16 protein-coding genes, 1 tRNA gene and 3 pseudogenes are annotated in these 20,049 nt (G+C 62.3%); 16 read left to right on the plus strand and 4 right to left on the minus strand.

Annotation, left to right across the window (positions count from 1 at the left end; genetic code table 11):
- The first annotated feature begins 3 nt into the window (after positions 1 to 3).
- The 8 genes from SH412_RS05205 (at position 4) to SH412_RS05240 (ending at position 9,603) form a co-directional block, all read left to right on the plus strand.
- A complete protein-coding gene (locus SH412_RS05205) occupies positions 4 to 960 on the plus strand; it encodes a hypothetical protein (protein WP_336522455.1) in 957 nt (318 codons plus the stop codon).
- A 45-nt stretch (positions 961 to 1,005) separates the two neighbouring features.
- Positions 1,006 to 1,749 (plus strand): hypothetical protein, encoded by a 744-nt coding sequence (locus SH412_RS05210; RefSeq protein WP_336522456.1) that lies wholly within the window; start codon positions 1,006 to 1,008, stop codon positions 1,747 to 1,749.
- A gap of 58 nt (positions 1,750 to 1,807) precedes the next feature.
- Positions 1,808 to 3,691, plus strand: a complete 1,884-nt coding sequence (locus SH412_RS05215; RefSeq protein WP_336522457.1) for an ATPase, T2SS/T4P/T4SS family — start codon at positions 1,808 to 1,810, stop codon at positions 3,689 to 3,691.
- A gap of 54 nt (positions 3,692 to 3,745) precedes the next feature.
- Positions 3,746 to 4,585 carry a type II secretion system F family protein gene (locus SH412_RS05220; RefSeq protein ID WP_336522458.1) on the plus strand — a complete coding sequence of 280 codons (840 nt, stop codon included), beginning with the start codon at positions 3,746 to 3,748 and terminating at the stop codon, positions 4,583 to 4,585.
- Positions 4,586 to 4,648: 63 nt separating this feature from the next.
- Complete coding sequence (locus tag SH412_RS05225; RefSeq protein ID WP_336522459.1) at positions 4,649 to 5,587, plus strand: type II secretion system F family protein; 939 nt, start codon at positions 4,649 to 4,651, stop codon at positions 5,585 to 5,587.
- A gap of 106 nt (positions 5,588 to 5,693) precedes the next feature.
- Positions 5,694 to 6,620 carry an FHA domain-containing protein gene (locus SH412_RS05230; protein WP_336522460.1) on the plus strand — a complete coding sequence of 309 codons (927 nt, stop codon included), beginning with the start codon at positions 5,694 to 5,696 and terminating at the stop codon, positions 6,618 to 6,620.
- Positions 6,621 to 6,708: 88 nt separating this feature from the next.
- Complete coding sequence (locus SH412_RS05235) at positions 6,709 to 9,348, plus strand: serine/threonine-protein kinase (RefSeq protein WP_336522461.1); 2,640 nt, start codon at positions 6,709 to 6,711, stop codon at positions 9,346 to 9,348.
- Positions 9,349 to 9,528: 180 nt separating this feature from the next.
- Positions 9,529 to 9,603, plus strand: a tRNA-Pro gene (locus SH412_RS05240).
- 271 nt (positions 9,604 to 9,874) lie between these two features.
- Here the strand turns inward: SH412_RS05240 and SH412_RS28540 are convergent.
- The 3 genes and pseudogenes from SH412_RS28540 to SH412_RS05250 all read right to left on the minus strand — a co-directional run.
- A pseudogene (locus SH412_RS28540) lies at positions 9,875 to 10,297 on the minus strand (DUF1579 family protein); the annotation flags it as partial.
- A 75-nt stretch (positions 10,298 to 10,372) separates the two neighbouring features.
- Positions 10,373 to 10,738: pseudogene (locus SH412_RS28545) on the minus strand (VOC family protein); the annotation flags it as partial.
- Positions 10,739 to 11,081: 343 nt separating this feature from the next.
- Positions 11,082 to 11,903 carry a helix-turn-helix domain-containing protein gene (locus tag SH412_RS05250; protein WP_336522463.1) on the minus strand — a complete coding sequence of 274 codons (822 nt, stop codon included), beginning with the start codon at positions 11,901 to 11,903 and terminating at the stop codon, positions 11,082 to 11,084.
- 810 nt (positions 11,904 to 12,713) lie between these two features.
- Here SH412_RS05250 and SH412_RS05255 point away from each other — a divergent pair.
- From SH412_RS05255 to SH412_RS05275, 5 genes are all read left to right on the plus strand, one after another.
- A complete protein-coding gene (locus SH412_RS05255; protein ID WP_336522464.1) occupies positions 12,714 to 15,086 on the plus strand; it encodes a hypothetical protein in 2,373 nt (790 codons plus the stop codon).
- Between the two features lie 18 nt (positions 15,087 to 15,104).
- The gene (locus SH412_RS05260) at positions 15,105 to 15,455 is read left to right on the plus strand and encodes a DnaJ domain-containing protein (protein ID WP_336522465.1); all 351 of its coding nucleotides are present in this window, start codon (positions 15,105 to 15,107) and stop codon (positions 15,453 to 15,455) included.
- Between the two features lie 69 nt (positions 15,456 to 15,524).
- The gene (grpE, locus tag SH412_RS05265; RefSeq protein ID WP_336522466.1) at positions 15,525 to 16,244 is read left to right on the plus strand and encodes a nucleotide exchange factor GrpE; all 720 of its coding nucleotides are present in this window, start codon (positions 15,525 to 15,527) and stop codon (positions 16,242 to 16,244) included.
- A gap of 41 nt (positions 16,245 to 16,285) precedes the next feature.
- The gene (locus SH412_RS05270) at positions 16,286 to 18,106 is read left to right on the plus strand and encodes an Hsp70 family protein (protein WP_336522467.1); all 1,821 of its coding nucleotides are present in this window, start codon (positions 16,286 to 16,288) and stop codon (positions 18,104 to 18,106) included.
- Positions 18,107 to 18,188: 82 nt separating this feature from the next.
- Positions 18,189 to 18,314 carry a hypothetical protein gene (locus SH412_RS05275; protein WP_336522468.1) on the plus strand — a complete coding sequence of 42 codons (126 nt, stop codon included), beginning with the start codon at positions 18,189 to 18,191 and terminating at the stop codon, positions 18,312 to 18,314.
- Positions 18,315 to 18,324: 10 nt separating this feature from the next.
- Here SH412_RS05275 and SH412_RS05280 read toward each other — a convergent pair whose 3' ends face one another.
- Complete coding sequence (locus SH412_RS05280) at positions 18,325 to 19,065, minus strand: hypothetical protein (protein WP_336522469.1); 741 nt, start codon at positions 19,063 to 19,065, stop codon at positions 18,325 to 18,327.
- Positions 19,066 to 19,342: 277 nt separating this feature from the next.
- Here SH412_RS05280 and SH412_RS05285 point away from each other — a divergent pair, with 277 nt between their 5' ends.
- The 3 genes and pseudogenes from SH412_RS05285 to SH412_RS28785 all read left to right on the plus strand — a co-directional run bounded on the left by SH412_RS05285 (position 19,343) and on the right by SH412_RS28785 (position 19,979).
- Entirely contained in the window at positions 19,343 to 19,483 is a 141-nt protein-coding gene (locus SH412_RS05285) for a hypothetical protein (RefSeq protein ID WP_336522470.1), read from the plus strand.
- A pseudogene (locus tag SH412_RS28780) lies at positions 19,455 to 19,529 on the plus strand (hypothetical protein); the annotation flags it as partial. The gene SH412_RS05285 and the pseudogene SH412_RS28780, both read left to right, overlap by 29 nt.
- A 33-nt stretch (positions 19,530 to 19,562) precedes the next feature.
- Positions 19,563 to 19,979, plus strand: a complete 417-nt coding sequence (locus SH412_RS28785; protein WP_336522471.1) for a transposase — start codon at positions 19,563 to 19,565, stop codon at positions 19,977 to 19,979.
- The last annotated feature ends 70 nt before the right edge of the window (positions 19,980 to 20,049 follow it).

Consider the following 20,049-nt stretch of genomic DNA (forward strand, 5'->3'; position numbering starts at 1 on the left):
ACCGTGGCAACAACTTCTGCAGCATCTGAAGTCTCCCCTTCGACCACTCCGCGGCGTTCGCCACGGGCGCTGGCGCGGATCATCGCCGGCCGGGCGACGGACCTCTTCGCCGTCGGGCTGGTGCTGATGGTGGGGTTGTCGGCCGGCCATCAGATCGTCGCCTGGTGGCGGGTGGAACCTGCGTCAATGTCCCATCCCGTCGCCGTCGGCGCCGATGAACTGGCCGACTGGGATGCGCGGGCCGTCGATGTGACCATTGGAGACTCCGGGGCGACCCTGTCGCGTCGAATCATTTCCGGCGATCGATCTTCGGCCGAGCAGGCACTGGCGAAGTTCTGCAGCGACGTGTCTGCCCGCGTGACAGCGTCCGCGGAGCAGGTCAGCGAGGACGAGGCCGCGTGGTTGCGGCGGATCGAAACACTGCCGACGGCCCTCGAAACAGGCGACAGCGTGGACGCCGTCTATCTGCCGCCCGCTCCGCTTCCGCAGGCGGTCGCCGTCCGACAGGTCAGCGGCCGAGCCGCCGATGGCGCGGGCCACCGCATCACGGCGACTGCGTGGGCGCTCCCCTATGGAGAGCAACGCTGGCTGCTCTATGCCACGCCGTTTGTCGCTCAATCCGGGGAACCCGTGACCGGCGAACTCGCGCTTCCGCCGGGAGCCCGGCGCATCCTGGGATGGAGCGATGAGAACGGCGCTGCGGTGGTGGCCTTTGAAGGAGGCGGTTCGCTGCAGGACTGGAGCGGTTACTATCGCAAACTGGCTCAGCTCGAAACTCAGAACCTGACCGATGATTCCGCCGTCCTGAGGGGACGTCATTCCAACGCTCAATGGGACGTGCAGTTGCAGTCGAACGGGGATCGCGTCACTGGAATCTGCTGGTGCACTCCCGCACCTGGCCGCCCGCAGACGTCTCAAACCGCCGAAACGCCGGCGACGGAGTCTGTCTCTCGTCCGTGATCTGTCACTTCAGCCTCAGAACGACTCTCCAACGAAAGCTGCGATATGAAGGGTGTGCCGGGAATCGTGCTGGCGCTGGGGCTGGGTCTGGGGGGCGCTCTGCTGAGCTGGTTCTACCTGGAAGGTCTCGCTGGACGCGACTCGCGCGTCGGCTTCATCGGCATCCGGGCGAACGTCCAGCTCAACGCCGGCGAGGCCATCAGCGCCGAACATCTCGTTCGAGTCGATATTCCTCGCAGCAGCGTCGGGAATCTCGAACAGGTCGCCCCCCTGTGGGACTATCAGAGCACCGTCGTCGGCCAGACGTCGAACCGCAGCTACCGCGGCGGCGAGCTTGTTCTCTATCAGGACATTCGCACGCCGGGCCAGCGCGACCTCAATGAGAAGCTCGGCCCCGACGAGGTGGCGCTCTGGCTGCCCGTCGATCCTCGCACGTTCAACGCCTCCCGCGTCAATCCCGAGGACGACGTTTCGTTTCTGATTCCCCGGCTGCCCGGCGGCAGCGTGGGGGCCCTGGCCCCGATTCCCGAGACCGATCCGGCCCAGCCTCCTACCGGGATGGGGTCCGACATCATCGGCCCGTTCCGGATTCTGGAAATCGGCAACCGGACTGGCCGGACCGACGTCTTCCGGGCGGCCGGGGGCCGCGGCGGCAATGAAACCTCGATCACCGTCGTCGCCAAAATGGTGGGAGGCAGGCTGGAAGCCAAGGCCGAACGGATTACCGAGTATCTGCGGACCACCCGTTCGCAGGGGCTGCAGGTGCTGCTCCATCCGAAGAAACGCTGAAGTCCCTGACTGCAACCCGTCGCCAGCTCGTCAGCTCATCGGTCCGATTGCAACATCCATGAAGATCTGGTTCAACAAGATTCACGACAGCCGGCGGACCCTCATCGAGACCGAGGAGTCGACGATCCGTATTGGCCGCGATCCGTCCAACACGATCGTGCTGCAGAGTCCGCTGGTCTCCAAGCGCCAGGCGGTCGTTTCGCGGGAAAGCGGCCAGCTCAAACTTGAAAACATCGGCATCAACGGCTGCATGGTCGGCGAAGCCGAAGTTCTCGGCGGCCACTCCGCGCTGTTCAAGGCCGGCGATTCCGTCCGGATCTGGCCGTTCACGCTGACGTTCGAATCGGAGGAGGTCTCTCCGATCAGCCGGGCGGAGCTCGAAGCCCACCTGCGGTCGTTGATGGCCGACGTCAATCAGCGGGTGCACCGCAAGCTGCTGGAGCGGCTGGACCTCTATGAGATCGAAAACAGCCGGGTCGGGAATCCGGACACGATTGTGCTCCTCGAACGGAACATCGAAGACGTCTGCCGCGAACTCAACCTGTTCGGGACTGACAACGAGCAGCTCCTGGAGGAAATCGTCGGGCTGACGCTGCGCGATCTGCTGATCAATCAGTTGATTCTGGAGAGCGGCAAGGAGAACCTCGATTCCCTGGCCCGGCTGACTTACAACGAGTTCGACATTCCCGCCACGCTGGTCCCGGAGCGCGAAGCGGAACTTCACAACCTGCTTGTCTTTTCTCGCGAACGGCTCGACCTGCAGCACCAGGCGGACCTCAGTTCGAAGATCCGGCGGGTCGAGTCGCAGTTTGCCGAAGTCTTCCCGCTGGTCCGTCCGCATCTGCATCGCGAACTGCGAAAGTATCTGATCCTGCGGACGCTGAAGAAAGAGCTGAAGGACACCGTCTTCGGCTACGGTCCCCTGCAGGATCTGCTCCGGGCGCCGACCATCAGCGAAATCATGGTCGTCAAGAGCGACCAGGTCTATGTCGAGCGCGACGGCCTTGTCGAACTTTCCGGCCGCCGCTTCATTTCCGATAAGGTCACCGAGTCGATCATCGAACGAATCGTGGCTCAGGTCGGTCGTCGGATCGACAAGAGCCAGCCCCTCGTCGACGCCCGCCTGCCCGACGGCAGCCGCGTCAATGCGATCATCCCGCCGCTGGCGACTCGCGGCCCCTGTCTGACCATCCGCAAGTTTCCGGTCCATCGTTTCACCGTCGACGATCTGATCGAACTCGGTTCGCTGACGTCGTCCGCGGCAATGTTTCTCCGAGCTTGTGTGGTCGACCACCGGAACATACTCGTCAGCGGAGGGACCGGCACCGGCAAGACGACGATGCTCAACATTCTGTCGAGCTTCATTCCGCACAAGGAGCGGATTGTCACGGTGGAAGATACCACCGAACTGCAGCTCCATCAGGACCACGTCGTCACGCTGGAGTCTAAGCATGCCAACGTCGAAGGGGCCGGCGAATACACCATCCGCGATCTCGTGCGCAACTCGTTGCGAATGCGGCCCGACCGGATCATCGTCGGCGAATGCCGGGGGCCGGAAGCCCTCGATATGCTCCAGGCGATGAACACCGGCCACGACGGTTCGATGACCACGGTGCACGCCAACAACACGGAAGACGTCATCAAACGCCTCGAAGTGCTGGTGCTGATGGCCGTGGAGCTGCCGGTGGTCTCGATTCACCGCCAGATCGCGTCAGCGCTCGACGTGGTGGTCCAGATTACCCGGATGCCCGGCGGCCAGCGCCGGGTCTCCCAGATTTCCGAGGTCGCCGGATACGACGTCGACCGCAGTTCGCTCATCATCCGCGACATCTACGCATTCCGCGACGGGCAGGTGCTGCATCCCACCGGATACCTTCCCACGTTCATCGATTCGCTGATTGCGAAAGACCTGCTGCAACTGGAATTCCTGTACGGCGAATAAGCAAAATCACTTCCTGATTCGCAAGTTTTCAGCACACGGCAGACTCGAGATCCGATGCCCCTGATTCTGTCACTGATGTTTGGCGCTGCGATCGTCCTCCTCGTGTGGGCCGGAGAAGGCGCGTTCGGCCGTTTTCTCGACTTTGTCGAGGCCGACTTTCGCGCTCAGCTCCGGCGGCTGCGGGCGAGCCCGCGGCATGTCCGTCCGGGCCTGCTGTCGTGGTGGATTTTCGTGCTGGCGCTGTTTCTGGTGCTGTGGTTCGTGTTCAACATCCCGATCCTGGGCCTGGCGATCTGCGGCGTCCTGTTTCTTGCGCCGTGGTATTTCGTCCGTCGCTGGGCGCACCTGCGCCGCCAGCTCATCGACGATCAGATGGCCGATGCGATGGTTTCGCTGGCCAGCGCCATCCGGGCCGGGCTGTCGCTGCCGCAGTCGCTCGAAATTCTCGCCAATCAGAGCCCGCGGCCCATCAGCCAGGAGTTCCAGCAGATCGTCGGCGAATACCAGATGGGCAAGACGATGGAGAAGTGTCTCGACGAGGCCCGCGAGCGGCTTCGCAGCGAGAACTTCGCACTCTTCGCCGCCGCCATGCAGGCCAGCCGGTCGAGCGGCGGCAGGCTGAACGAAACGGTGGAACGAATCGCGGTCTCCGTCCGGGAAATGCAGCGGCTGGAGCGAAAGATTCAGGCCGACACCTCACAGGCCCGGACGAGCGCGTTCTACATGGCCCTGGTGCCGATCGCGATCCTGGCCATTTACTACTTCGTCGTCGATCCCGAGAGCACCGCACGGTTATTCACATCGGTTCTCGGCCAGATCTTTCTCTGTACTTCGCTCGTGCTGAATCTGGTCGCCTATCTCTGGGCCCGACAGATTCTCAATCCCGATATCTGAGTCGGTTTCCAACGGCCTTCACGCTCGTTCTTCGAATACGATTCCTTCAGGTCTGCCGGTCAAATGCTGCTTCTGGCCCAATCTCCGCTGCTGAACTTCATCCTGCCACTGCTGGGGAGCGGGCTGGTTGGCGTGGCGGTCTTCGTTTTTATCCGCTCGATCGCCAATACGCTCGCCGCGGATGATTTCGAACAGGACCGCGAATGGCGGTACGACGTCAATCGGATTCAGGAGCTGAGTCGAATCAGCCCCGTCTATCGAATCTTCCAGCCCGTCCTCCAGGCGCTCGCCCGCTTCAACCGCAACGCCTTCCGCGAGCAGCTCCCCGAAATCGGCCGCGAACTGCAGGCGGCCGGCTTTCCACGCTTCTGGACGCCCGAAGAATACCTGGGGCTGCTCGAAATCTGGTCGCTGTGTCTGATGCCGGCCTATGTCTATCTGGCCGTTCTGTTCCTGGGCCCCGCCGGAATTGTTCTGGCCATCGTGCTGACGATGCTCACGGGCTGGCTCCTGAGGCGGCGACTCCGGGGGCAGGCGCTGCATCGCGTCGTCCTGATCAAGCGCCGGCTGCCGTTCATGCTGGACCTGGTGACGCTGCTGATGGAAGCCGGTTCCACGTTCTATCAGGCTCTCGAACGTGCGGTCGAAGAATTCCGCACGCATCCCGTGGGCGCCGAGTTCGGTCGCGTCCTGAGCGAAATGAACATGGGCAAGGGACGTATCGCGGCCCTCGAAGCCATGCGAGACCGGCTGCACGACGACGATATTACCGGAATCATCGGTTCCATCATTCAGGGAGAGCAGCTCGGCACGCCAATCGTCCGGATCTTCCGCACGCAGGCCGACGTGCTTCGGCTCAAACGGAGCCAGCGGGCGGAAATGGTCGCCGGCGAAGCGGCCGTCAAGATGCTACTGCCCGGAATCCTGATCATGGCCTCCACCGTATTGATCATTCTCGGCCCGTTTCTGATCAACTTCATCTATATGGACTTTGGCACTTGAACGGTTTCGGCGAACCGACGCGGAATTCGTTCCAGCACGCGTTCGCCGCCGATAGAATGAAGTTGTGCCGTCGTCAGCGTCGCCATTGCGAATTGAAAACGCTTCCATGACTCAGGTTTCCTCCAGTGCTCCCGGGCGACTGACAGTTCTTGCGGGGGCGGAGCAGGGGACCGTCTATATGCTGGGCGACGAAATCGTCCAGATGGGGTCCGGTCTCGACAATCAGCTCGTGTTCCATGATTCCCATATCGCGGAACAGCACTGCAGCATCGTGCGTCGGGGCGGCCGTTTCGCCATCTATGCACAGCCGGAAACGGGGATTCTGATCGACGGTCGACCGCTGCCGGTCGACCAGTGGGTCTGGCTTCCCGCCGAGGCGGTCCTGCAGCTTTCGCCGCAGACGGTGGTCTACTTTTCCGCCACGGGCCGCGACCTCGCTCACCCGACGCCGTCGCTGACGCCGACCAGTGCTCCCGCCGAACCCGCTCCCGCTCGAAACGGCGCCCGGAAGAAAGTCAAGAAGGGCGAGAAGTCGGACTCCCGCCGGCAGACGGCCCGTTTCATTACCGACCGCACCGGAGAGACGCTCGTCCGCCTCGGCGAAGACGGCCAGCTTCCCGAACTGCACCTGGCGGATGTCGGCGGCGCCCGTCGGATCGATCCGCGCAAGAGCGGTCAGGGGAATCCGGTACTGGTCTATGCGGCTCTGGCGTTCAGCGTCCTCGCCTCGGCAGTGCTGCTCGTCCTGGAACCGGAAATCAGCAGCCCCGCCAATTCCCGCGCCGGAGCCCGGAAGGAAATCGTTCGCGAGTTCATCGGGCAGCCGGGCCAGCCCCTCAAACCCCATCAGCAGCTCCTCCGCGAAGCGACCCTGGCTCACTCGCGCGGCGATTCCAAATCCGAACGCGAAGCCCTCCGCAATGTTCTGAAAATGCTCAACTCGGAGGACCGGAATCCGTTTGTCGGGCTGACGGGCCGACTCGAAGACGACGAACGGCTGCGGCAGCTCATCGCAGTGCTGCTTGCGTCCTGAGTCTTCCGGTACCCGCCGGACGTGTAGATTTCTCGACAGACAACTCGTTTCAGATCTCTGAGCAGAACGGTTCTCGAAAGGTCGTGCGGTGTCGAGCGAACAGCAGCGATATCAGATCCTCGAAAAGATCGGCGCCGGCAGCTTCGCCACCGTCTATCGCGCCCGCGATGTCGAACTGGGACGCGAAGTCGCCATCAAGCAGCTCCATCAGCAGTTTCTGGAGGATCCGCGACAGCTCGCCCGGTACTGGCTCGAAGCCCAGCTCCTGGCGTCGCTCCACCATCCGAACATCGTCACCATCTTCGACGTCGACCGCGAACGCGGATGGCTGATCATGGAGCTCATGCAGGGGAATCTCGCCGAGCGACTCGGCGGCAAACCGATGGACCTCCGAGCGCTGCGGGCCACCCTGGCCCACTGCCTGCGGGCTCTCAAATATCTCCACGAGCAGGGCGTGATCCATGGCGATATCAAGCCCGGCAACATGATGATCGACTCGCGCAAACGAGTCAAAATCGGCGATTTCGGTCTCGCCCGACGGGCCAGCGACGACGAAGGGAGCCTGCTCAAAGGAACGACCAGGTACATGGCCCCCGAAATGGTTTCCGATGACTTCGGCGACGTCGGCCCCGCCAGCGATCTCTATTCGCTCGGCTTTTCCGCCTACAGCCTGCTTTGCGGCGAGAACTTCGACCAGCTCTTCCCCGGCCTGAACGCTTTCGGCCGCGATCGCCAGATCGCCTGGATGATGTGGCACGCCGCCCCCGACCGCCGACTCCCGGAAATCCGCCGCGTGCTCGAAGGAGTCCCCGAAGACATCGCGCGCGTCGTTCAGAAGCTGACCGAGAAAGACCAGTCCCTGCGTTACAAGTCCGCAGACGAAGCCCTCTCGGATCTGCAGGTCGATCTCAAGGTCGTCGGCGGCGGCGACGAGCCTCCGCCCTCCGATGACTCCGGTGCGCGCCGCAGAGTCTGGGTGGCCGCGGGGGCGCTTGGCTTCTCGCTGGTCATGAGCGCGGCCATGCTCTTCTGGCCGTCGGGCAAGCCCCCGTCGGTTCGCTCAGAACACACCGTCAACGGCATCCTGCACAAAATCCTGCCGAACGATAGCCGGATCATCGTCCAGGATGCTCACAGCGGCGCCCTCGAAGAATTTGAACTTCCGCGCAAACAGAAGATCTTCCTGCAGAATGACAAGCGGAATATTCTGCTCCGCGAACTGCAGCCCGGCGATCTGCTCACCATCGAACTGGACGCCAATCGAACCAGCCTGGCGCTCGGCATCAACGTTGATCGGCCGGTCCGGAGCCACGGCGTCGTCAAGCAGCTCAATCTGCCCGAACAACGGCTCGTGATCACGCTCTCCGAGGGCTCCCTGCGCGACGACCTGCCCGTTCACGTTCCCGCGGCCGCCATCCTCGAACTCAACGGCGCCCGGGCAAAGTTGGCTGATCTCCAGGTCGGCGACCACGTCGCCTTCGCGCACGTCACCGAGTCTGGGGGGCGCGCCAGCCGGTTGCTGCAATCCCTCCGTGCCTCCCGGCTGGTTGGCACGGTGGGCAGCCTGCGCGAAGTTCTGGACGACGGCCGTCGACTCCGGATCCAGGTCGGACCATCAGGCGGCGCAACGCTCGATCTGCCGCTGGCGGACAACTGCCGGATCAGCGTTAATGGCGAAGTCACCCGTGCAGGCGTTTCATTGACTTCGGCGGACCTCGCTCCGGGAGACCGGTTGTCGCTCAAGCACGACACGCTGATTCGTGAACTGCAGGTGACACGCAGCGAGACCCTCGACGGCGTCATCGAAAAACTCGACCCGGCAGGCCGCGAGCTGCTGGTGATCGCTCCTGATGGCCAGCGTCAGACTGTCCTGCTCGATCCGCAGACCGAAGTTACGCTGGGGCTGGAAAAAGTGACGCAATCGTCGTTACGCCGATTCGATGCCGTGCGAGTGAGCGGTTTCACTTCGAGCGGAACTCTGCGGGCCTCCGCCATCGACGCCCGCCGACCGACGCAGGCGGACCGCTGGGCGGTGGTCATCGGGACGCAGTCGTATACAGACACCTCGCTCAGCCCGGTCAAGACCGCTCTCGACGATGCACGGCTCGTACATTCCGCGCTGCTGAAACGCTATGCCCTCTCCGACCACCGCGGGTCGCTTCTTCTCGATGCGACGCTGGAGGAATGGAAGCAGACGTTCGAGAACGTGCTGACGGCGGCCAAGCCGGCTACGCAGGTCATCATCTATATCACCGGTCACGCTTACCGAACTGACGACGGCAAGGTCTACCTCGCACCGCGCGACTTCGATTCCGCCCGGATGACGGAAACCGGCCTGCCGCTGGCGTGGCTGATCGAACGGCTGGAAGCCTGCCCGTCGACCGACAAGCTCCTCCTCTGGGACTGTACTCCGGAAGGGAGCGGGCGCGATCTGCAGCGTCAGCCGGCCGGAAAGGAAATCCTTGATGAGCTGAATTCGCCCCTCCAGTCCACGACGATCGTCATGAGTTGCGACGCCGATCAGCGAAGCCACGTCTGGAACGAACGCAGACGAGGATTGTTCGCCGCCAGCCTTGCGGAGGCCTTTGACGGCGCCGCCGACGCCGACCGCGACCTCCACTTGACGGCCCCCGAATTGATGAACGCGCTGACTCCAGCTATGAGGGACGCCGAGGCACGGACGGGCCACCCCCAGACCCCGGTCCTGATCCGACCTCAGGCCCGATAGTCGGCCGTTGACGCAACTCGCATTTGCCAGAGACGTTGCGACATCGGCCCCGCCCGCGAGGAAAACGTCAGCAGGCCGGACTTGCATTTCCCGCCCGTCAACGCGATAACTGGCAGTCTGCATTGACCCTGCGGCGGAAATCGGCGTCCGAACCGGTTCCGCGGCAGCAATTTGCAACAACGGGATGTAGCGCAGCCTGGCTAGCGCACTTGCTTGGGGTGCAAGAGGTCGTGGGTTCAAATCCCGCCATCCCGACTTGAATCACGAACGGCTCGTCGCAACTGAACTGCGACGAGCCGTTATCCTTTGGTGCCAATGACGTGCGGATAGTGAATGGGGCTGAAATCGGTTCGACTGGCCAGGCAGATTTGATTTATTTGCCCGATTGAGTGCCGCTAACCCGTTATCCAATCCGCGGTTGCGGAGTTCAATCCTATCGCCCCGTTCGCGGAAATCGACTGGCATCCTAAGCTCGCGGAACCCCGACCAGCACTTCTCGGAAACTCTCTATGCGGGGTTGGCGCCACTACTTCGCTCGCTCGTACATGATGCTCATGATCGCGCTCTCTTTGCCGTCGGGGCCGGGGGCGTAGATGGTGAAGTCGATGTTGTTCTTGTCTTTCATCTCGGTGACGAATTTCATCCTCTGAATTTCTCCGTCAGCTCCGCGGGACTCGCCGACCATGACCATCTGGTTGCCTTCGTAGTTGCCGCTCATTTGCAAAGGCGTCGTTGACATCGAATCGATCCAAACGGCGTAATATTTCTTCGATTGCGGATCGTATGTGTCCAGACGTCGACCGGAGAAGTCCCCTTTCTCGCTCTTGAAATCCCACACCAGCCACAGGTCGCCAAGGTCCATCTTCATCGACATGGTGCCCTTCGATTTGGGTCCGCTGGTCGGCTTGACCGTGGCCTTCCACGTGCCTTCCATCTCTTTCAGTTTGGCGTGCTCCGGTGACCGCTTGACTGCCTCGAATTTGTCGTGTGCCCTTTCCTTGTCCGGATCGTCCGCACCCGTTCTGGGCTGAAATAATTCGACGGGATTGCCTGACGGGTCGTCGAGGAGGATTTGGGAACCGCCCGGGCCGGTGATGATGTCATTACGGAACTTGAGGCCCGCTTCGCGAAGCCGCTTAACCTCTGCTTCGAGGTCGTCTACCTGGATGTGAATCCGGTTCCAGCCGCCGGGAACGGGTTGGCGGCCGTCCGGCATTTCCCTGCGACCGGAGCTGGTCTTGCCGCTGAGCAAGAGCCGCACCCCATTACGGGTGACGGATGCGAAAGCCGGGCTGGCGTCATGGTCAAGCGCGAAGCCGAGCTGTGTCGTGTAAAACTTGATGGCGGTGGGAACGTCGTCGATCATGTAGCGGATGCTAACCGTGGACATGGGCCTGCCCTCCTTCTGTATCGTGTCCTTCGATGCCTTCGTGTCGTCGCTCTCCACCTCGTTGTAACCACCTGCAGAAATCCCGAGGCAAAGCAACATTACCGGAGGAATGAGCTTGTTCATGAGACTGCCTTTCTTCTTCTCCAATACTCTCGTGCCCGATTCAAGGTCTGGACCATCCTGACTTGGATCGTAACGTTGGGGCGAATGTCGCCGGATCCAACTGTCACAATCGGCTTGCCGAACTACCGTCCGTTGGGCACGTGTGCTGTGGGATGAACCTGCGCCCCCGACGCCGGTGATGCTACAGCGGGAGACGATGGTCGTATTGGAGAAAAATGACCTAGCCGATCAGAGGGACATGATTTCGCAGGAGGCGATTGCTGCGTAGCCCGATATAGTCAGTTGGGCTTAGATCGGAGAACTCCAGAAAATCGTGGATCAGGTGAGACTGGTCGTAATAGCCGCAGACCAGCGCCACCTGGGCCCAGTTCGGCGTCGCGGTTTGATCCACGACCTCCCGGGCACGCTGGAACCGCAGGACGCGACAGAAGAGCTTCGGCGTCAAGCCAACTTGAGCCGTAAATACTTGAATAAACCGTCGCTGGCTGAGTCCGACGCGCTTCGCGGCCGCACGAACCGAGTCGCCGATGCCCGCCGGTCCAAAGATATCGAGGGCGAGAGAAACCGCCGGGTGTTCCGATGGCCATCGCAACCGAGTTTCAAGCATTTCTTCCAGGATTCGAAATCGTTTCAGAGGCGTCGCGGCGGAACACATTCTCTCTTGAAGCTCGACAGCAGACCTGCCCCATAGGTCCTCCAGACCAAGGTGACTGTTCGCCAGTTCGCCGGTGGCGCCGCCAAAAAAGGGAAACGCACCACCGGGCCTAAAATGAACGCCCGTCATTGAAGCATGTTGCGTCGGATCGATAACAAACGCACCAGCATACGTTCCCGAGACGACAATACCCGGAAATCGCCGGCAACGCTCTGGCTCTGCTGAGCCATAAATTCGAACTTCATCCTCACGAAGGTTAACGACGAGTTCAATTGTTCCGCTCGGCAGAATTCGCTCTCTCGGGTGAGAGGGCGCGTCGGTGCAGTCCCAGAAATGGTGGATGAAGTTCCCAAGCGGCGCTGCCGGCTCGTGAGTAACAAGACGCATCCTCATGGCCTTTCAGTTATGTTGGGCGTCAAGCGACTGGATGGCCGACGACAACCATCATTTGCCCTTTGTGATCGGATTGATTTTACGGTGGAATAGGTCACCCGTCAGACTTATCAGGATCACTCTGGCCCGTAAAGTCTTTTGCTGCCGGGAGAAGCGCAGTCGGCCACGTCCGGAAACATCCCGGAAGAAGTTCAATAGCCGTCCTGTCGCCCCGACTTGAATCACGAACGGCTCGTCGCAACTGATCTGCGACGAGCCGTTACTCATTTGCCACCCTCATCTTATCAGTGGATGGCGCTGTCCAATTGATTTGGTTCAAAGGTCCGGCCCAAACTGGACCGGCGGAGACGGGACGACCGTAACGTGCAGGCGAGCAATGAGTCGCCGAGGTCGTATTCTGTCACCAGCATCGGAACCCTTGACGATCTGACGATGGCGACATCGTCGCTCCAGCCATCCGAGCGGCGGACAGTGTGTCGGAGCGACTCGGCGATTCACCAAAGCAGTTCTCCCCCAAGTTCCGTTACTTGGAGCCGCAACGGCGCCGAATCGCTCCCTGTCGGGCCTCAGAATTCGCCGGCGTAAGCACGCATTCGTCCGATGAGCCACAATTTCCCGCCAAACAAGAGCAAGCTGGCAAGAACCGGACGGAGCGCCAGGCATGGCAGTGCAGAAGGCTTGATCCCTTCCGGCGTCGAGCCCGACGCTCCATAATGCGGCTGCGTGGTGCAATGATCGACTTGGCAGCTTGGACTGCCACAAGCTGGGCTCGTTTGACGACGTCCTGAGAAGTGGACGCGAGAAATGGGGAGCAAATCGCAACGCCAGAAGGAACGGCACACGCGAAAGCGGCAGGAAAAACGGAAAGCCCAGAAACAGTCGCAGTCGCAGTCGCCGGCGCGACGTCCGGAGATCCAGCGACACGACGATGTGCCGTTGGGCAGCAACGCACGTCATCGCCAGCGGCTGTCGCAACAAACTCCGCGCGCCTGGCCGGATGAAACCCTCGAAGACGTTGCCGTCTTTGACGATTCGGCGCTCTCTGCCTTGCCGTCGGAATTGGCTGAGCAGGTCTCCGCGATTCGCGCCGCACTGCAGGACGCGTGCGAATCTCGCGGAGAAGTCGCCGTCGGACGCCTCTCCGTGATTTCCCGCGGCAGTCCGCTCAGTGAATGGCGGCTGTTCACTCGCGGACTGGTGGACTGGCTGGCGGAGGACGCCGAAGCTGCGAACGAAGCCTGGAAGCGTTTGAACCCCGAGCGGCGTCCCGGGCGAATCGCGACGGCCATGATGGTCGCGCTGCGTTCCGATCTCGAGGACGTTTCTCACTCTCAGGGGACCGGCGAACCGTGCGACGAGTCGCAGTCGCCGTCGTGGAACCGCTGGGACGATCAACTGCTTTATCACGCCAAGCTCCTGCGGCGCGTCCGTTTTGATCGGGCCGCCATTCGCATCGCGGAAGCTGGCCTGAGCGTCCCGGAGGAATCGCGGGAGCTCCTTCTGGGGCCGAAGAAGCTGCAGTGGTTGCGGCGGTTTGTGGCGGAATATGGGGAGACCGAACCGGATCTGGCCGCCGCACTCTCGCAGGTCGCTCTCGGTCGAGCGTTCGCTCAGGAGTTCGGCAATCTCTTTGAAGAAGCGGCCAAATTGTTCCAGGGGCCGCGGCACGATCCCCGGAACCGGTTGCTCTCCTTTTTCTATTTCAGCCGATTCGCAGATGATTCTGTCGCGGAGAAAAAAGCAGAATGCCTGCTGGACAAGTATCTGAAAGAAGATCTGCCCCGGAACGAGGCCCTGTCGGCGCCGCTCCGCGGCGCGATCGCCAGCCAGATCCACCTCAACGAAGCACTCTCGCTGATGCAGTCCGACCGCGGCGGCGGAATGATATCGCTAATGTTCGGGCCGCCCGAAAATCCCAAGGCGATTCGAGAAAATCTGCGGGCTGCGGTGAAGGCGGATTCCTCCAATCGCCCGGCGCACGAGGCTTACGTCGAGTGGATCGAATCCAAACTGGACGACGACCGGCTGGCGAAACCGAAGCGGAAGCCCCTCGAGGATGAGCTGGCCGCGGCCATGAGCAGTTGGTCGAAGGCGCTGCCCGAGGACGTCGAGCCGCGATTGTGGCTGGTCGACCATCTGCTCGAAAACGAGTGTCTGGAGGACGCGAAGCCGCACGTCGATTTTCTCGCCGCCTCCCGGCTGGACGATCCGCGCGTGCGCGCGACCCCCTGGAAGTGGCAGCTCCTGGAGGCGATGCGGCTGTGCCGCCGGAAGGCGTGGCTCGCAGACGTCCCGGCGCGATTGGACGAAGCCGAAAAGCTGTGGCCCGCATGGCTGCCGAAACAATGGCTGCCTTACCTGAGAGCCGCCGCCACATTGCGCAGCGGCCGAACCGAAGCGTTTGAGGACCAGCGCCGACAGATCTGTGAGGAATCGGGCCGGGGCCGGGATTCGCTGGCTGATGCCTGCATGATGCTGGGAGCGGCTCAACAGATGCGAGTTCCCGCGACCGATCTCGCACCATTGCGTGCGGCATTGGATGGCGTCTTAAAGCGGCTCGGCGGATTGCCGTTGGATGAGTTGCTCGATGCCGGGGGCTTTTTCTGGGATTTGCAGCGCATTCAACTGCTCTACCCGGCCTACCGCATGCACGGAAAAAATATCGGAAAGGCGTTGTTGGCCCAATTGGCGAAGGCTTCCCGGCTGGTCCTGGAAGGCATGAATGACGAACGGATTCACAAGGCCTTCCTCTGGTGTTCGGAACATCGATTCTGGCCCGACAACTACGAAATCAAGTGGCCACCCTGCTACAAGGAAACCGCGATCCAGCGCCACCCGATTTTCGCTGCGGCCAAACTCAACGCTTATCTTCGGGGACGTTATCATTGGAGGTCTGAAGAATATCGGGAACTGGGGCCGATGTTGCGCGAGGCCGCCCAACTGCAGCGGGACGCTTACTATCGGTATTGGTTTGTCGCGCTGGCCGACGAGTTCGACGACGTGCTGGCAACGGATTCGATGCGGTTCTTCGGTTTTCCCTTCGGCAATGCATTCGGGACCGGCCACGAGGGCGATTCCGAGGACGATGAAGGCGACGACCTGGATTTCGAGCCGAACTGCAATTGTGCCACGTGTCAGGCGGCCAGGCGGGCCGCTCAGAAATCGCAGCCGTTTTGACGACGAGGAGCTTCACCGATGAATCCGTCGACGTCCGCTGAAACGACCTCCGATCCCTTCGCAATCCTGGGCGTGTCGCGAGACGCCGGCGAGGCGGAGGTCCGCGCCCGGTATCTGGAGCTGGTGAAGCAGTTTCCTCCGGACCGGGAACCCGAACGGTTCCGCGAAATCCGCTCGGCCTTCGAGGCGGTCAAGGATCCGCTGTCGATCGCCCGACGCCTGGTCCAGCCCCCTCCCGAGGAAGTTCCTCGGTGGTCCGATGCGATCGAAGCGCAACGGCGGAACCCACCCCGGTTGTCCCCTGCGTTCCTGTTGAGCCTGGGCAATCGGGCTTCGGACAATTCCGCAACTCCGCCGGCGCCGGCCTGAACCAGCGCGCCCGGAATTCCAATTGCGGCGACGATCGGCCCCTTTGCGACATCGTGAGACAGACGCTCCATGAATGACTCGATGTTCCAGCGGGAATCGTCCGGTGAACCACCCTGTGGGGAAACCCCGTCGCGCGACGAGGCGCCGCCGCAGTTTGGAGCGGTGGACATCGTCGAAGCGTTCACCGCGATGCGGCACGAGTGGCGCGGACAAACCAAAGAAAGCCGCGCGCTGGCCGAGCAGATTCAGGCCGCGGTGACGAACCTTCAATCGCTGGAATCGAAACTGCTCGTCCGCGCCGCCGACAGCCGTCCCGACGATTCAGCCGCTGCCAGACAACTCGCGCTGCTCATCGTTGAGACGGATCATCAGCTCTCCCGGGCGGTCGCCGCGATCGCGCAATGGGAAAGGAATCGAAGACTCCGCGAGGAGGCGGACGCGAATGCGGTCGACCTCTACTTCGCGGGGATGAACGGAGTGGCCCGCTGGTTTGCCCGTCCGTTGCTGACGTTCGTCGTCGAACAACGCCGGGTTCAAAGTCCGGCCGCCGAGAATCCCGCGATCGAAGGGCTGAACCTGGTCCTGACGCGACTTCGCCGCGCGATGAATGACCGCGACATCGATCGACTCGATACCGAGGGAAGCGAATTTGACGCGAACACCATGCGCGCCATCGGCGCCGTCGAATCGGTGGATTGTCCCTCCGGACACGTCGTGGAGCAGCTTGCGCCGGCCTACCGCTGGCAGGGTCGGCTGTTGCGATTCGCGGATGTGAGAGTGGCGAAGTAATTTCGACCGGGGACATGGACGTATCACAGGAGGAGAAACGTATGGCCGATCTTCGAGATCCCGTCGTCGGCATCGACCTGGGGACCACCAACAGCGTGGTGGCGATCGTCATCGACGGGCAGCCGCGCGTCCTGGAGGAAGCGGGAGAGAAGCTTCTGCCGTCGGTGGTGGGGATCAATCCGCAGGGGCAACTGGTCACAGGCGTGATCGCGCAGAACCAACTGGCCGCGTTCCCCGACCGCACCGTGGCGTCGATCAAACGCCGGATGGGGCGCATGGATCCCGTTCCGCTCGGCGACCAGACGTTCACGCCGCCGGAAATCAGCGCCATGATTCTCCGTCGCCTGCGGGACCGGGCCAGCCGCGCAATCGGACAGCCCGTGAATCGGGCGGTGATCACGGTTCCGGCATTCTTCGACGAGAACCAGCGCCAGGCGACCCGCGAAGCGGCGGCGCTCGCGGGTCTGTCGGTCGAACGCATCATCAACGAACCGACCGCCGCAACTCTGGTCTATCACGTCGGCTCGCAGGATCGGAAGCAGATCGCGGTCTACGATTTCGGCGGCGGAACCTTCGACGTCTCGATTGTCCGCATGGAGGGGGGCGTTATCGAAGTTCTCAGCAGCCGCGGCGACGTTCGCCTGGGAGGTGACGATCTCGACGAGGTGCTGGCCAATTACGTCGCCGATCAGTTCCAGGCCGAGCAGGGGTTGGACTTGCGCGAGAGCCCGCAGGCGCGGTATCGCTTATGGCAGGCGTGCGAACGGGCCAAGCGGCGGCTTTCGACCGAGGAGACCGCGCAGATTGCGGAAGAGTTCATCGCCGAAAAAAACGGCGAACCCGTGCACCTGACGGCGACGGTCACGCGAGAAGAGTTCGAAGAGCTGATCGAGCCGTTCGTCGCGCGTACAATCCAGAGCCTCGACGAAGCGCTGCGCGAGGCAGGGCTGACGATTCACCAAATTGACGATCTGGTGCTGGTGGGAGGCTCCACGCGCATTCCGCTGGTCGAAGAACGTCTGCGCGAGGAGTTTTTGCGGGAACCCAGTCGCGCGGTCGACCCCGATCTGGCGGTCGCCCTGGGAGCCGCCGTGCAGGCCGCCATGATCGACGGTCGATCCGTGGGACCCGTACTGGTGGACGTGACCGGACATACCCTCGGGATCGAGGCCTGCGTCGGGATGACGTTCGCCGGGCCGCAAATGGAATTCTCCCCGATCATCCATCGGAACACCCCCCTTCCCGCGCGCTACGAACAAGCCTACTCGACCATGCACGACGACCAGGATTCGGCGGAAATCCACGTGCTTCAGGGGGAACGGCCCGAGGTGCACCGCAATCGGTCGATCGGACGGTTCCGGCTCGATCTCAAAGCGGGCGGCGGGGACCGCAGCAAGATCGTCGTCCGATTCGATCTGACGCTGGACGGCACGCTCAAAGTGACCGCGACGCAACCCGCGACGGGCCTCAGCCGAGTTCTGGCCGTCGACAATGCGCTCAGCCAGTTCCAGGCCGACGAGCGAGACCGCGCGGAATCGCGTCTGGATGCGATGTTCGGCTCCTCCGAGGAATTCGCCGATGAAGGGGAGTTTCCTCCTTCTTCCAACCAATGGGACGACCGGGACTCCGATCGCCCGAGCACGCCGACTGCCGCCGATTCCCAGACCGCGGAATCGAGATTTCCGGAAGCCGTCTCGCTTCTCAAAAAGGCGGAGATGTTGAAAACGTCCGTCGAAGGCCAGGACGCACGGGACATCGAGTCGCTTTGCGAGAATCTGAAGAACGCCATGGCGGTCGATGATCGCGCGGCCGTGGCCGGTCTCGGCGAGGAACTGGAGGATATTCTATTCTATGTCCGATGAGTCCGCTTTCCGTTGCCCCGTCTGCCGCGCGGCGCAGACATTGCGCGAGACCTGTCGCCGTTGCCAGGCGGATCTTCGGCTGGTGATGCGCGCTCATCGCCGGCTGGCGTACTTGAAACACCAGCGAACGCAAGCGCAGACGACCGGCGAAGACGACCGCGAACGGAGTCTCGCCGCCGAACTGCACTGGCTGGCGCCGGCCCGCTGACGTCGCGGCGTCAGTTGCCTTCCGCGATGTCTCGTGCACTCACGAGCTTCAAACGCCCGAAAGGATTGTGCATCGGGCTCCGGGCATCGAAGTCGTCGCTCGTTCGAGCCACGACCTGGAATCGCGGTCCCCGTTCGTCCGCCAGGATGTGGCCGACGTCAACTGGTCGACCGCTGCTGCAGATGTAGCGGATCATTTCGATAATCGTCCGGCCTTGCTCGTCGACGTCGGAAGGACTCATCAGGAGATCGGGGAATCCTATCGCCTGCATGCCCATCGTATACACCTGCCGCCGACCGCGGACGATCGAAGCGAATGCGAAGCTGATGGCGTCCGGCCCTCCGTCATCCGTCATCTTGATCCAATCCTCGCCCCCATGAGCCAGGGCGCTGCTGTCGACGAACACGCCCGCCCCGCCGGCTTGCACGATGGCTGCGCCGGCTTGCATCATTGTCCTGGCCGACTCCAAAGAACCTCCGGGGCCGCTCAACCCCACGTTTACGGTGTATCGGGCGACGACTGCCAGTTCGTCGTCCTTGGGAGGCCGGCGGCACGACGATTCAAAGATCTGGGGAAACTCGCCGTCCGGCGGCATCGGGATGAAATCGATCGACGTATCGTCCGGCAGAAACAAGGTGTCGGGAGCCAGGCGAAAACCATCCGGCAGACGCTCCAGAAGCTCGCCAGGATGCGACCAGCTCCCGGGAATGCGCAGCGTAATTCTGAGAGAGTTGTGCTTTATCCCGTTCATCGCTCATGAGCCTCTGCCACGACGTCGACGACCTGAAACATTCCGCAATTCTCTGACATGCGCCTCAAATTGGCGCCGGCCAACCACTCCCGGAATTGAGACCTCCAGCTTACCAATCCGGCCAGGAAAAGCTCTGACGGTGTCCCGCCATCCCGACTTTCTTCAACTCATCCGGCGAATGCGTGCTGCCGGGGAATGCGTGCTGAGGGTGGCGAAAGCACGGACATGCGGCCGTCATTGGGGGTTACGACAACAGCCTCAAACGACAGGAGTCCGCATGTCCGCCGATCCGTTGGACCGCGCCTTCGGGATAGCCGGCGACCGCGTCACACAAACCTTGTGGGAGCAGAACGCGATCGTGCTGCTGTCCGGAGCAGCCCCGGCAGAAGTTGCGCTGCTCGGCCTGTGGATCTCGTGACGTCCATCCCCAGGGATCAGTCTCGCGTGAGTTCAAAACGCTCCCGATCGGTTCCCAAACCGTCCGGCTGCAACTCGCCGTGCCGCGGGTGCTCTGCCGGACGTGTCGCCTCGAACGCCAGCGGCTGGAGGAAACGCTGCGGCTGAACGGCTCGCTGGCGAAGGCGTACTCCTTGACAGGGGATCTGCTGCAGGTCTGGGAACACCCGGACAAGCGGACGGGCGAGCTGGTGCTGGAGCGCCGGATCCGCATGGCGGAAGCGTCGGGCATCCGGCCGCTCATCCAGCTTGCCAAGACGCTGCGCAAACACCGGCAGGACCTCCTGGCCTGGTACGACCACCCAATCTCAACGGGGTTCGCTGGAGGGGGCGAACACCAAGATCAAACTCCTGCAGCGGCAGGCGTTCGACTTTCGCGACAAGGAATTCTTCAAGCTCAGGCTGCCCGGCCTGCACTGCAGTCAGCACGCATTCGTCGGTTGAGCCGAAATGTTTGAGTCTCCACCCGAAGAAGTCTTGAATGAACTGCGAACCTGCGGCTGGAGACGGAATTCGAGCCCGACGGAT

The sequence above is a fragment of the Planctellipticum variicoloris genome (assembly GCF_030622045.1).
GTDB lineage: Bacteria > Planctomycetota > Planctomycetia > Planctomycetales > Planctomycetaceae > Planctellipticum > Planctellipticum variicoloris.